The following is a 14084-nucleotide window of genomic DNA, read 5'->3' as shown; positions in this document are numbered from 1 at the left end:
AAAGTGTAGTATAAGTATATTAAATAATTTCTTGTTGCTTATATGAAGTATCTTTTTTAGAATGAAAATCACGCCAAAGTTCATTCATCTTCCGTCTACCAACATCAACCATCGGATTAAACTGAATCGCAGCTTGTTGACGCACAGTGTGGACATTTTGAATTGCTTGTTGCAAGTGTTGTTCAACCGAATTGGATGTTTGAATTGCTTGCTTCACGATTGAATATCCAGCGACAGTACCTTGTGCCATTGCGATTTTACCACTTTCAATTCCGGTAATATTTCCAGCTACAAATAAACCTGGAAGAGGGGTTTCCATTTCTTCTGAATGAAGTGGAACATGTCCGCCTAATTCTGGAATGTAATGGAAAGGGCATCCTGCTACAGCGGCAAGCTCAGCAAGCGGATATAAACCTCCGGCTATACAAACGAAGTCAGCCTCATATATCTTTTCTGATCCATTAATAATATTTCCTTTAGAATCAATGTTAGCAACACGAACACCTTCAACTTGTTCCGCTCCGATAATCTCAAGTGCAGCTTTACGAAGATGAAGCGGCGTCCCGTTTATTTTCATGCCGCTATTTGGATAAAATGTTAATCCAGCTTTTCGAATCCAATCATATTTCATAAAACGGCTACCTATACGTAGGAAGGGAGATGGGGCGAGGTGAGCCGCATTTAAGAGTGAGTTTAAAACTTCTTCTGGTTCACCGGCCTTTTGGCTTAATTCGCTTTTTTCAGGGAGTACAATATGATCCACTGTGATTCCAGCTAATTGCAATTCGTTTAAAATGGCGAATGACAAAATATTAGCACCGATAATGATTCCTTTTTTACCAACTTGAACGCGGTGAACATTTGTCATAACTTGAGCTGCTCCAATTGACATAACTCCTGGAAGTGTCCATCCAGGAAGGGGAATGGAATACTCAGCAGCCCCAGTAGCAATTAGTACGAACGGTGCTTCTAGCGTCCCGATATTTGTATGCACGAACCAAGACCTCTCATCTTCATCTAAGTTATATACGGAAACACCGCACCGAATATCGACTGAAAGGGATTTTGCTTCTTCATGAAGGCGCTTTGATTCTTCTATTCCGTTCCACCATTCCCCAGTAGGCTCTTGATGCAACTGACCTAACAATCTCCCGCCCGGATTCATAAATTCATCAATAACAAGTACGTTAAGTCCAAAATGGGCACAAGAGATAGACGCTGATAATCCTGCTGGTCCTGCGCCAATAATAATTACATCGATCATCGCTTTTTCACCATCTCTCTCACGATATTCGGATGCTGTTTTCCACTTTCAACAACCATATTGTCTTCTACAACTGTTAAGCATGCTCGTACGTTCGATTGATTATTTACTGTCACGCGGCATTCTGAACAATGCCCGATATTACAATAAATACCTCGTGGTGTCCCGCTATCTTCATGGACCCTTAAAGTTCGTATTCCGTTTGCTAGCAAGGCAGCAGCTATCGTTTCGTGTTCATAAGCTTCGTATTGTTGACCGTTAAATTGAAAAGTGATGCGTTCACTATTATTTAAACTACCTAAAATAGGGTGATGTGTAATTCTACTCATTGATTGTCACCTACCGCTCCAAAAGTAACAGCACGCACTGGCGGTTGATATTTTAATGGAATTTCATTTTGGGATATGTTAGGATTCGCATTTTCTACCATTCGTTCTATCGTCATTCTACATGTTCTACCGCCGCAAAAACCCATACCAGCACGTGTTCTTAGTTTTAGCTCACGAGCTGAGCAATTATATTCAGCAATTGTCGATTGAAGTTGTCCGTATGTAACTTCTTCACAACGACAAACAATTAAGTTCTCTTTATTCGTCATATGTATTCCTCCTCTAGTTCGGTTTGCACAAATTATTATGCAAAAACTATGCCAATACAGAGGAGGAGAGGGATTATTGTAACCCCAGTCTTTTTAAACGATTATATAAAGTGGCTCTTGTTACGCCAAGTTGTTTCGCACATTCTAATTTATTACCATCTAAAATGCGTAAAGCTCTTTCAATTACCTTTTTCTCGTGCTCATCCATTTCTTCTTGTAAAGAAAGAATCGTATTATTGTTGCTGAGTAATAGGGATTGAGCTGTATGATTGTCTAAAGTTTCATTTGTATGAAATGGTAAATATTCTTGTTTAATAATGCCGTCTGTCGCAAATACGACGAGTCTTTCAACTACGTTTCGGAGCTCGCGAATATTACCAGGCCAATTGTAATGAAGTAGTTCATGCATAATATTTGAAGGTAAGTCTCGAATAGGCCTGTTATAGTTTATTGAAAAATCGTTTAAAAAGGAGTACGTCAATTCGATAATATCCTCTCGTCTTTCGCGCAGCGGTGGAATAAGCAAGCTAACTACATTTAAGCGATAGTATAAATCTTCTCGGAAAGTTCCTTTTCTCATTTCTTCTTGTAAATCACGGTTTGTAGCAGCGATAATGCGGAAATCAATATTGATTTCTTTTTCTCCACCAACTCGGTAATACTTTCGTTCCTGCAGTACACGCAAAAGTTTCACTTGCATATCGAGCGGCATTTCGCCTATTTCATCGAGAAATAAAGTACCGCCTTGTGCAAGTTCTATTTTACCTTTCTTACCTTTACTATTTGCACCAGAAAACGCCCCGCGCTCGTAACCAAATAATTCACTTTCAAATAACGCTTCTGGGATTGCGCCGCAGTTAATTGAAATGAAAGGGGCATTTGCTGTCTCACTTGCTTCATGAATTGCTTTCGCAAACACTTCTTTTCCAACTCCGCTTTCTCCGAGTATTAAAACCGTGGATTTCACTGAACAAACCTTTCTAGCTAATTGAATCGTTCTTTGTATAACAGGGCTTTTTCCATTCATCGCAAGGAAAGGATCGGATGTATCTTTATATTTTGCTACTTCTTGTTCTAAACGGTGCATTTCATGCGACATATTAAATAGTTTTTCATTTAATACGACTTGATTTGTAACATCCGTTTCTGAAACGACTGCTCCAATAATTTTATCGTTGCAATAAACTGGGTTTGAATTAATTAATACGAACAAATCTGGACGTGGCTGATGGAACTGAGCAATTATGCTTTTTCCGTCATGTAATGATTGCAAAATTTCCAAATCTTTATAATCAAAAAAACGGGTGATGGGTTGTCCGATAATTTCATTATGGTTCACTGAAAAAATCTTTTCAGCGCCATCTGTCCAAGTACGAACGCATTCTTTATCGTCGATGACTGTAACAGAAGAATCAGACGTTTGAATAACAGTGTTATAAAAAGCTAGTAGTTCATTGTAATACTTATAAAGAAAAGGAATCATTTGCTGAGCAGTTATACAGCATAAAGGCTCTTGATTTTCTTTAATGATGACAACGGCTAGTTCATGAGAAAATGCGTCGATTAAAGTAGTGAAAGAGTCATCTTCATATATAACTGCGCACCTCCATTCCTCAGTAGGTGAATGGAGGTAATAAAATTTTTCACCTACCTGTGTCATGCGCTTAACGATACTTGTACAATCAATTGACAAAATTTTTATTAACTCTTTTATTGTTGGGAATGAAAATGCCATATTGCCCTCCTATTATGTATAAAAATTTAGACAGTGATAAAAAAATAATACACCTATTTACGATAAATTTAAAATATTTTTACAAATAAAAATTATTTCATATAAATAGTTCTGTATGTAGAGTTGGCACACCAATTGCATAAATAGAAAGTGAGAGATTTAGGAGAAAGGAGGGGTGCTATGTGAGACACTGTGACGTTTTAATAATAGGCGGTGGTATTATAGGATGTTCTATCGCTTATTACACATCAAAATACGGAAGAGACGTAACAATCATTGAAAAAGGGGAGTTTGTCAGTGGAACGTCTTCACGGTGTGACGGGAACATTTTGGCGATTGATAAAGACCCAGGGTTTGATAGTCAAATGTCGTTAGTAAGTCAAAATTTAGTAACTGAATTAAGTGAAGAATTGGAGCACTCATTTGAATATAGAGCGCCAGGAAGCATTCTCGTTTGTGAATCAGACGAAGAGATGGAGGCAGCACAGCAATGGGTAAATCGTCAAAAAGAGGTTGGTTTACCATTTCGAATGCTTGATAGGCAAGATATAAAAGAAGAATCACCATTTTTTGCAGATGATTTATTAGGCGGTTTAGAATGTGCAACGGATTCAACTGTAAATCCATATCTTCTTGCTTTTTCACTTCTTGCAGAATCGAAGAAATTTGGTACAAAAGCTTTTAATCATACAGAAGTTAAAGAAGTGAAAAGAGATATAGACGGTTCCTTTATTGTAGAAACAACAAATGGAACGTTTACTGCGAAGCAAGTTGTGAACGCAGCCGGTGTGTGGGCTCCTAAAATCGGACAGATGTTAGATGTGAATATCCCAATTGAACCGAGAAAGGGACATATTATTGTAGCTTCAAGGCAACAACACGTTGGCTGCCGTAAAGTAATGGAATTTGGTTATTTAATTTCTAAATTTGGTGGAAAACGAAAAGTGGATGCTTTAACTGAAAAGTATGGGGTGGCACTTGTATTTGAACCGACAGAAAGCCAAAATTTTTTAATTGGTAGTAGTAGAGAGTTTGTAGGTTTTCATACGAAGATAAATAACGAGGTTATTAAATGTATTGCGAATAGAGCAATACGTTTTTATCCGAAAATGGCAGATATGATGGTGATTCGTTCATATGCTGGATTACGCCCGTGGACAGAAGATCATTTGCCGATAATTTCACGAGTGGAACATATTCCGAACTACTTTATAGCAGCAGGACATGAAGGTGATGGAATTAGTCTTGCGGCAGTTACTGGGAAAGTGATTGAAGAGTTATTAAATGAAAAAGAAACAATCATTCCTATTGAACCACTTCGTTTGAGTCGTTTTACAGAAAGGGTGTTAAACGGATGAGGTCACAAAGAGTCTTTACGACGATTGATACACATACCGGCGGGAATCCAACGAGGACATTAATTAGCGGACTTCCTAAGTTAATTGGAGAGACGATGGCAGAGAAGATGTTACATATGAAAAGAGAGTATGACTGGATTCGGAAATTGTTAATGAATGAACCTCGTGGTCATGATGTAATGTCAGGGGCATTATTAACAGATCCATGTCATCCTGAAGCTGATATAGGTGTTATATACATAGAGACAGGTGGATATTTGCCGATGTGTGGCCACGATACAATCGGTGTATGTACAGCTTTAGTTGAATCAGGTTTAATTCCAGTAATTGAACCGGTTACTTCTTTAAAGCTAGATACACCAGCTGGCTTAGTTGAAGTAGATATTTCTGTTCAAGATGGGAAAGCGAAAGAAGTCTCCTTCTGTAACATACCAGCTTTTTTACTGAAAAATATTTCTGTACACGTCGAAGAAATTGGAACTGTAGAGGCTGATATTGCGTATGGAGGGAATTTTTATGCCATTATCGATGCGAAGTCAGTAGGTTTAGAGTTAGTACCAGAAAACGCATCTACAATCATTGATAAGGCTATTCATATTAGAAATACAATTAATGAGAAGTTTGAAATCATTCATCCAGAGTATTCGTTTATAAGAGGATTAACACATGTTGAATTTTATACAGATCCTACTCATGTAAGTGCGCATGTGAAAAATACAGTTGTTGTTCCGCCAGGAGGAATTGATCGATCTCCATGCGGCACAGGAACATCAGCGAAGTTAGCTGTATTATATGCTCATAAAAAAATTGATATCGATGAAGAATTTGTTCATGAGAGTATTGTAGGTTCTTTATTTAAAGGGTGTGTTATGAATACAACATATGTAGAAAATATTGAAGCTGTAGTAACGAAAATTACGGGATCAGCTTGGCTTATGGGTATGCATAGATTTTTTTACAATGAAAAGGATCCACTTAAAGAAGGCTTTTTGCTAATTCCGCCGATGGAACATGAAACGGAGGATGTAAAATGAACATTCAAAAAATGTATACAGCAGTAGACGTACACGTAAATGGCGAGGCATTTCGTGTAATGAAAGACGTACCATGTAAATACTACTACAGTTTGGAGCAATTAAACGAACAATTTTCAGGTGAATTAGCAGAAGAAATGAAGCTTTTATTAAATGAACCACGTGGTTTTATCGGTTTAAATGGATGTATTGTCGTTCCTTCTATTCATAATGAAGTGGATGCAGCTGTATTGTTTTTTAATCATGAAGGATCCATTCCTCTTCATTACGGAGGCATTGTCGCAGTAATAACGATGTTACTAGAAAGCGGGTATTTAAAAAAGAGAGAGTCTAATCAATACAAAATCGAAACGCTATCTGGCATATTTTCAGTGAATGCATATGTAGAGAATGATGAAGTTGTATCTGTTTCGTTTGAAAGCAAACTATGTTATATGATTGAGAAAAATTTAAAGGTTGGTAATATAAGTTACTCTCTCATACAGGCAGATAAAGTATATGCAGTTGTAGAAAAGGATACGTATTCGCCAGAAATCAGTATTGAAAACATCTCTAAATTAAAAAAATGGGGTGAAGCTACACTTCAAGCTATACAAAAACAGTCATTAATAAAAAGACTTATTTTAGTAGATTCTATGCAAAAAGAAAAGAACCATATAAAGTCGATTACATTTCATGAAGATAACTTTATAGTACGTTCACCAGGTTTTGTTTCTACTATTGTGTCTTATGTTCATACATTATTTAAAAATGATTATATAGCGGATAAACCTTTTAAAAATGAAAGTATTTTTAATAGCTTTATAACAGTAGAAAAAGTGAAGAAAGAAGAACTCGGATACATTTTTCGATTTGAAAGTAGAGGGTTTATTACAGGTATGCAAACATTTATATTAGATCCTACTGATCCGTTTCCAACAGGTTTCTTATTAAAATAATATGTTAAAGGGAGAGATAAAGATGCAAAAAATTAAAGGGGCATTTCCAGTATTAATAACACCGATGGATGAATTTCAAGAGATTGATTGGAAAGGCGTAAAACAAAACGTAAACTACTTTATTGAGCAAAAGGTAGCTGGAATTATTATTAATGGAAGTACAGGGGAATTTGTTAGTTTATCAAAAGAAGAACGATTTAACATGGTAGAAACAGTATTAAAAGAAGTTGATGGCCGTATTCCTGTCATTGTTGGAACTGCTGCAGAGACGACGAAAGAAACGATTGAATATACGAAACATGCAGAGGCGCACGGAGCGGATTGCGCATTAATTATAAACTCTTACTATTGTAAACCGAAGGAAGAGGAGATTTATTTTCATTTTAAAGAAATCTCAAACGCTGTAAATATACCAATTATGCTATACAATAACCCATTTACTTCTGGTGTTGATATGAGCACAGAGTTAATGCTCCGTATTGGAAAAGAGTGTGAAAATGTTACACATATTAAAGAATCTAGCGGAGATATTCGAAAAGCGAGAGATTTAGTAAGACAAGGTGAAGGTGCTTTCCAAGTCTTCTGCGGATCTGAAGATTTAGTTATGGAATCTTATTTAGTCGGTGCATCGGGATGGGTTTCAGTAGCCGGAAATATCGTTCCAGGACTCGTTACGAAAATGTATGAGCATTTTCAAAATGGTGAATTAGAAAAAGCGTGGGAAATGAACGATGCTATTTTACCTCTTTGTGAGTTTCTTGAAGGATCAGGAAAGTATGTGCAAATCGTTAAACGTTCAATGGAATTACATGGGCAAGTCGCAGGACCTTCACGTTATCCGAGATTAGGATTAACTGAAGAAGAAGATCAAAAGCTTCAAACGATTTTATCAGAAATTGCGGCTCATGCAGCTGTTTAAATAAGGAGGAGAGTATATATGTTAACGACAAACATTGAGCTGAAACCAAAAGTGAAAGCGTTTTTAAATGAAGAAATTAAAATGTTCATTAATGGTGAATTTGTTTCTTCAATAAGTGGGAAGACATTTGAAACATACAATCCAGCGACAGAAGATGTTCTAGCAGTCGTATGTGAAGCGCAAGAAGAAGATATTGATGTCGCAGTAAAAGCGGCAAGATTTGCTTTTGAATCAGGCCCGTGGGCAGAGATGACTACTGCTGAAAGAGCACACCTTATTTATAAATTAGCAGATTTAATTGAAGAGCATAGAGAAGAATTAGCACAGCTGGAAGCTTTAGATAATGGAAAACCATATCAAGTAGCACTTGATGATGATATTTCAGCGACTGTAGAAAATTACCGCTATTACGCGGGATGGGCTACAAAAATTATTGGGCAAACCATTCCAATTTCAAAAGATTATTTAAATTACACACGCCATGAACCGGTTGGCGTTGTAGGTCAAATTATCCCGTGGAATTTTCCGCTCGTTATGTCTTCTTGGAAAATGGGAGCCGCTCTTGCGACGGGTTGTACGATTGTATTAAAACCAGCAGAGCAAACACCTTTATCTTTACTATATACAGCGAAGCTTTTTAAAGAAGCTGGTTTTCCAAACGGTGTCGTAAACTTTGTACCAGGTTTCGGTCCTGAAGCAGGATCGGCAATTGTAAACCATCATGATATTGATAAAGTAGCTTTCACAGGTTCAACAGTTACAGGGAAATATATTATGCGTCAATCTGCAGAAACAATTAAACATGTAACGTTAGAACTTGGTGGTAAGTCACCAAACATCATTTTAGAAGACGCTGACTTAGAAGAAGCGATTAACGGTGCGTTCCAAGGCATTATGTATAATCATGGTCAAAATTGTAGCGCAGGATCTCGCGTGTTTGTCCACCGAAAACATTATGAAACAGTCGTAAATGAACTTGTAAAAATGGCGAATGACGTGAAGCTAGGGGCAGGTATGGAGGCGGAAACTGAAATGGGACCGCTCGTATCTAAAAAACAACAAGAGCGTGTGCTAAATTACATTGAACAAGGAAAATCTGAAGGTGCTACTGTTGCAGCTGGTGGTAAACGTGCATTTGAAAAAGGTTATTTTGTACAGCCAACAGTATTCACAAATGTTACAGACGATATGACAATCGTTAAGGAAGAAATTTTCGGACCAGTTGTCGTTGTACTCCCGTTCGATTCGACAGAAGAAGTAATTGAAAGAGCAAATCGCTCGTCTTACGGGCTTGCTGCGGGCGTATGGACACAAAATATTAAAACCGGACATCAAGTTGCCAATAAATTAAAGGCAGGAACAGTGTGGATTAATGATTATAACTTAGAAAATGCAGCTGCACCATTTGGTGGATATAAGCAATCTGGTATCGGACGTGAATTAGGTTCATACGCCCTTGATAACTATACAGAAGTGAAAAGTGTTTGGGTAAATATAAAGTAATAGAGAGTCTAACTGTTAATAAATAGAGGGATGAAATAATGAGAGATGCGGACAACTGGAAGGTTTAATAATAGTTGTCCGTTTTCTTATATATAAAATTGCTTTTTCAAAAGAATTATAAGGGGGATTTGGATGGAGCAGTTAGTAGAATGGTTAGTAGGGCAAGTTTGGAGTATTGGTTTAGTTGTTTTCGCATTAGGAGCAGGAGTGTATTTCACAATTGCAACTCGTTTTTTACAAATTCGCTATTTTAAGGAGATGATTAAACTATTATTTGAAGGGAAGAGCTCGGAGACTGGGATATCATCCTTTCAAGCATTTTGTTTGGCGTTATCAGGTAGGGTTGGAATTGGTAATATCGCAGGAGTAGCGACAGCTATCGCTTTCGGCGGACCTGGAGCTGTATTTTGGATGTGGGTGATGGCATTATTAGGAGCAGCTAGTGCATTTATTGAATCAACATTAGCACAAGTATATAAAAGTAAAGTAGGCAATGAATACCGTGGTGGTACGCCATATTTCATTGAGAAAGGCTTGAAAATGAAATGGTTTGCGGTCATTGTAGCGGTCGTTGTAACACTATCATATGGCGTTTTATTACCAGGTATTCAATCGAGTAGTATCGCAGTTGGATTTGAAAATTCTAATGGTATTAGCAAATATATAACTGGTATATTGTTAGTCGTATTATTAGCAGCTATCATTTTTGGTGGCGTAAAGAGAATTGCGGGCGTTTCTCAAATGCTAGTTCCATTTATGGCAATTGGTTATGTAATTGTTACATGTATCGTATTAATTGCGAATGTAACGGAAATTCCAAGTATGTTTGCTTTAATTTTCTCAAGTGCTTTTGGTGTAAATGAAATGTTTGGCGGAATCGTCGGTGCAGCAATTGCATGGGGGGTAAAACGTGCTGTATTTTCAAATGTCGCTGGTGTTGGAGAAGCGACGTATAGCTCAGCTGCTGCTGAAGTATCACATCCTGCAAAACAAGGGCTAGTTCAAGCGTTTTCTGTATATATTGATACAATTGTAGTATGTACAGCGACAGCTCTTATGATATTAATAACAGGTATGTATAATGTAATACCTGAAGGGAAAAGCGCTATTGTAAAGAATATGGGAAATGTAGATGCAGGTCCAATTTATACACAACAAGCAGTTGAAACTGTTATGACAGGATTTGGTCCATTATTTATTTCAATCGCAATCTTCTTTTTTGCATTTACAACTTTACTCGCGTACTACTATATCGCTGAAACGACACTCACTTATTTAGATCGTGACCTCAAATATAGCTGGTTAAAACCAGTTTTGAAAATTGGGTTTTTAATTATGGTTTACATCGGTAGCGTAGAATCAGCGTCGCTATTATGGAACCTTGGAGATTTAGGAATCGGTAGTATGGCATGGTTAAACTTAATCGCGATTCTATTATTAAGTAAAACGGCATTAAAAGTGTTAAAAGACTATGAAACGCAGAAAAAAGAAGGGAAAGATCCAGTGTTTGATCCTAAAAATGTGGGAATTGAAGGTTTAACATTTTGGGAAGAAAGAAATAAAGAGGTTGAAAGGAAAAATTCTAAAGAAAAAGTGTCAGTAGATAATGGGCTGAAACTGTAGATGTGCAAATTTAAAAGTAAAATAAACTGAAAATTCATTCTATTTTTTAAAGTAAATATTTGTATATGTCCTTCATTTTATCTCATACTAAAGTAAGTGTGAATAAAATGAATGGAGGATATACGATGGAAAATCAACAATATGGCTCTATAAATGATGTATTACTTGATTATAAAGAAGGTATAGGGAATTTTACGCAACAAATCCCTGAAATTGCAGAAACATATAACGCTTTTACACAAGCATGTTTTCAGGAGGGTACATTAACTAAAAGAGAAAAGCAGCTCATTGCATTAGGGATTAGTTTAGCAACACAAGACGAATATTGTACGATTTATCATACGAAGGGCTGTATTGACCAAGGATGTTCTGATAAAGAAATTTTAGAAGCTTGTGGTGTTTCAGCCGCGTTTGCTGGGGGAGCTGCAATGAGTCAGGCAGTAACCTTAGTACAAGAATGTCTGGTGGAATTGAAACATCAAAGTCATTAAACAAGAAAAAGCCCTCCTTAAAATATTCTTTTAAGGGGGACTTTCTAGTTTAGTCTAATTTTTTTGAAAGAGTTTCAATTGTTTCATATAGTCGATAGCTTTTGTTTTATTACTCTGTTTAGAAACATAGTGTGCCTCGTTTAAATCTCTATAAAAACTATTAAATATTTCTTCAGAAAGTATGCCGTCAGAGATAGCTTTTTTTACTGCACAGTGTGGTTCATTTGTATGCGAACAATTAGAAAATTTACATTTCCGAGATATACCCGCAATATCTTCATATCCAAAATCAAAGTTACCTTTATGTTCTATCAAGTCAAATCCCATTTTAATATTCTATATTTTTATAAATCGATGTCTCTATATTAGGGAGAAGTGTGTATATGCTCTTACCAATTAAAGATTCTAATTCTTTCTTAATTGCATAGAATCCCTTCCAATGGAAAGAAGTATGAGAGGTTGTGCCATGACGTAAACCAACTGAAACCAATCTTTTTTCAAGAGTAGTAAAGCCTTCCGTATCAGCAAGTGCGTCACAAAGGGTAATCACCTTATTGTATAAGTCGTAGTCACTGTTTTCATTCAATATTTCAATTAATCGGCTTTCCATATAATCAGGAACAATGCTCCACTCTGCCGCGATATCTAAATGCTCATTTTTGCAAGGAAATGAATGCGTCACACATATAATGGCGTTTCCTGTATACCCTAAATCATTCATATACATATAACCATCATAGGAATGAATAACAGATTTAGTAAAACCTTTATATCTTCCTATGTCATGCAGGAGGGCAGCGTTGTATGCTATATCAGCATCTAGGTCGTACCCATTATTAATAAGTTCAACAACTATCTTTTCAGTTGCAAGGGCAACATTACGTGAATGATCGAACCACGGACCTGGGTTTTGCTCATATGCCCACTGGAGTAATTTTCTTGCATATTTCCTATCTAATATATACTTCATATAGGTATCCTTTCTCTAAAAAATCATATATTTAATAATTTCATCTTAGTATTTCATTATTCCTGCTTTAAAAATTGTTACAATGAAACAAAAGGGGGAAAAGGAATGCGAAGTATAGTAATAGAAGAAATTAAACGACTTGATGAAGACATTGAAGAGCTTTCTGAACTGTTGAAAACTGTAGTAAATGATGAGGCGTCAATTGGTTTTTTACCTCCACTGGAACAAAAAGAAGCAACAAATTATTGGCAAACTGTATTAGCACCAGAAGTGATATTGTATGTTGCTAAAATAAACAATGAAGTGGCAGGGAGTATTCAATTACATTTAGTTACAAAGCCTAATGGGATACATAGAGCTGAAATTTGCAAGTTAATGACTCATCCAAACTTTAGACGTAATGGTATTGGACGTTTACTCATGCAAAAAGCAGAGGAGCGAGCAAAACAAGAAAAACGGTCTCTTTTAGTACTAGATACGAGAGAAGGAGACCCTTCCAATAGATTGTATAAATCATTAGACTATCAAGAAGTTGGAAAAATACCTGAATATGCAATTTCTCCGAATGGTGAGTTAGATGCAACGGTTATTTATTATAAAATGATTTAGTATTTTTATTTAAAAAGAGGGATATTTTCAAACCACGAAGTTGTTATTAGGTCTGAGTATTGATTTATAAAAAGATTGATAAACCCCTGTATAATAGGGGTTTTCTTTTCATTCATTAACTTCATATTGAATGTTCAATTTGAGGGCCAATTTGTATAAGGTTTTAATAGGTTTATAAGAGGTATTATTTAAATAGGAATTTTGAAGTCTTTTGGTGAATATTAAATGTTAATCTAAAAGATGGAGGTTGCTGTGATGTTGAAACTGTTTCAATATAACTGGCAAGTTCGTGATGAGTGGTTTACATTGTGCGAAGACATGCCGGATGAAGAACTATTAAAGAAACGGGTCGGTGGGTTCGGCAGTATACTACATACTTCATTTCACATTGTAGATGTGGAATATATGTGGATCTTAGGTTTGCGAGGTGAGCCAGTTCCTGAGGAGCCATTGTTTGAAGAGTATGCCAGCTTGCAAAAAGTAAAAAATCTCTCAGCTCAATATCACGAGAAAGTGAAGCCATTTGTGACATCTTGGACAAATGAAATGGATTATCGGAAACTTTCAGAAACTGATTTCAATGAAGAAACGATTAGCTCTAGAGACGCCCCAATCAGGCGCCGAGTCATTGAATGTACACACGGAGAGATAATACGTCATGTCATTGTCCATGAAATCCACCATATCGGCCAGTTATCTATATGGGCACGTGAAATAGGAAAGGAGCCTGTTTCCGCAAATCTGAGAGGAAGAGGGCTATTCGATAACTAGACTACCTTTGCCAATTTCGTAATTTATTTATAAACGAATGGTTTAATTGAGTATATTTAAAGCGTGTTTAGATCAATCTTTTTCAAAACACACTTTTTCTTTGTATTATTTTATCTAGGTTTATAGAGTTAATGTAATCAAACTTTTTTCGAAGCTACACAGTGATATATAATTGTAAGTAGTTAACAGTAAAACGACAAAATAAATAATAGATTTGATAACTGGTAATTAAAATGCGTGAAGAATTGATATTTTTGTAGCTAGAAGAATT

General features: G+C 36.3%; 15 protein-coding genes. 9 read left to right on the top strand and 6 right to left on the bottom strand.

All coding sequences use genetic code 11. The annotated features are described in order from the left end of the window. Positions 1–19: 19 nt before the first annotated feature. From CQ058_RS03100 to CQ058_RS03085, 4 genes are all read right to left on the bottom strand, one after another. Positions 20–1264, bottom strand: a complete 1245-nt coding sequence (locus CQ058_RS03100; RefSeq protein WP_002189876.1) for an NAD(P)/FAD-dependent oxidoreductase — start codon at positions 1262–1264, stop codon at positions 20–22. Then, a complete protein-coding gene (locus CQ058_RS03095) occupies positions 1261–1593 on the bottom strand; it encodes a (2Fe-2S)-binding protein (RefSeq protein ID WP_002142097.1) in 333 nt (110 codons plus the stop codon). Before CQ058_RS03095 ends, CQ058_RS03100 begins: the two co-directional genes overlap by 4 nt. Then, the gene (locus CQ058_RS03090; RefSeq protein ID WP_002012972.1) at positions 1590–1862 is read right to left on the bottom strand and encodes a (2Fe-2S)-binding protein; all 273 of its coding nucleotides are present in this window, start codon (positions 1860–1862) and stop codon (positions 1590–1592) included. Before CQ058_RS03090 ends, CQ058_RS03095 begins: the two co-directional genes overlap by 4 nt. Positions 1863–1935: 73 nt before the next feature. Continuing rightward, positions 1936–3597 carry a sigma-54 interaction domain-containing protein gene (locus CQ058_RS03085; protein WP_002142096.1) on the bottom strand — a complete coding sequence of 554 codons (1662 nt, stop codon included), beginning with the start codon at positions 3595–3597 and terminating at the stop codon, positions 1936–1938. A gap of 182 nt (positions 3598–3779) precedes the next feature. Between CQ058_RS03085 and CQ058_RS03080 the strand changes: the two genes are divergently transcribed. The 7 genes from CQ058_RS03080 to CQ058_RS03050 all read left to right on the top strand — a co-directional run bounded on the left by CQ058_RS03080 (position 3780) and on the right by CQ058_RS03050 (position 11463). Next, entirely contained in the window at positions 3780–4955 is a 1176-nt protein-coding gene (locus CQ058_RS03080) for an NAD(P)/FAD-dependent oxidoreductase (RefSeq protein WP_002032609.1), read from the top strand. Then, complete coding sequence (locus CQ058_RS03075) at positions 4952–5989, top strand: proline racemase family protein (protein ID WP_002142094.1); 1038 nt, start codon at positions 4952–4954, stop codon at positions 5987–5989. The genes CQ058_RS03080 and CQ058_RS03075 overlap by 4 nt, the downstream gene beginning before the upstream one ends. After that, on the top strand, positions 5986–6927 hold the full coding sequence (locus tag CQ058_RS03070; RefSeq protein WP_002142093.1) for a proline racemase family protein: 942 nt from the start codon (positions 5986–5988) through the stop codon (positions 6925–6927). The genes CQ058_RS03075 and CQ058_RS03070 overlap by 4 nt, the downstream gene beginning before the upstream one ends. 22 nt (positions 6928–6949) lie before the next feature. Beyond that, on the top strand, positions 6950–7846 hold the full coding sequence (gene dapA, locus CQ058_RS03065; RefSeq protein ID WP_105589450.1) for a 4-hydroxy-tetrahydrodipicolinate synthase: 897 nt from the start codon (positions 6950–6952) through the stop codon (positions 7844–7846). A gap of 18 nt (positions 7847–7864) precedes the next feature. Continuing rightward, complete coding sequence (locus CQ058_RS03060; protein ID WP_002142091.1) at positions 7865–9349, top strand: aldehyde dehydrogenase family protein; 1485 nt, start codon at positions 7865–7867, stop codon at positions 9347–9349. A gap of 132 nt (positions 9350–9481) precedes the next feature. After that, positions 9482–10972, top strand: a complete 1491-nt coding sequence (locus CQ058_RS03055; RefSeq protein ID WP_002189873.1) for an alanine/glycine:cation symporter family protein — start codon at positions 9482–9484, stop codon at positions 10970–10972. 125 nt (positions 10973–11097) lie between these two features. Beyond that, on the top strand, positions 11098–11463 hold the full coding sequence (locus CQ058_RS03050) for a carboxymuconolactone decarboxylase family protein (protein WP_002085063.1): 366 nt from the start codon (positions 11098–11100) through the stop codon (positions 11461–11463). Positions 11464–11517: 54 nt separating this feature from the next. On the opposite strand, the gene CQ058_RS03045 is transcribed toward CQ058_RS03050, so the two are convergent. Further along, positions 11518–11790: a P-loop NTPase family protein gene (locus CQ058_RS03045; protein WP_002012986.1), complete on the bottom strand. Its 273-nt coding sequence runs from the start codon at positions 11788–11790 to the stop codon at positions 11518–11520. Between the two features lies 1 nt (position 11791). Further along, the gene (locus CQ058_RS03040) at positions 11792–12433 is read right to left on the bottom strand and encodes an HD domain-containing protein (protein WP_105589448.1); all 642 of its coding nucleotides are present in this window, start codon (positions 12431–12433) and stop codon (positions 11792–11794) included. A gap of 105 nt (positions 12434–12538) precedes the next feature. Here CQ058_RS03040 and CQ058_RS03035 point away from each other — a divergent pair, with 105 nt between their 5' ends. After that, positions 12539–13042 carry a GNAT family N-acetyltransferase gene (locus CQ058_RS03035; RefSeq protein ID WP_002065767.1) on the top strand — a complete coding sequence of 168 codons (504 nt, stop codon included), beginning with the start codon at positions 12539–12541 and terminating at the stop codon, positions 13040–13042. A 255-nt stretch (positions 13043–13297) separates the two neighbouring features. Further along, positions 13298–13813, top strand: a complete 516-nt coding sequence (locus tag CQ058_RS03030; protein ID WP_002192848.1) for a DinB family protein — start codon at positions 13298–13300, stop codon at positions 13811–13813. The last annotated feature ends 271 nt before the right edge of the window (positions 13814–14084 follow it).

The sequence above is a fragment of the Bacillus sp. MYb56 genome (genome assembly GCF_002976445.1).
Taxonomy (GTDB): Bacteria; Bacillota; Bacilli; order Bacillales; family Bacillaceae_G; genus Bacillus_A; species Bacillus_A mycoides.
The sequence above is the reverse complement of the archived record's forward strand: the minus strand, read 5'-3'. Positions and strand labels throughout refer to the sequence as shown.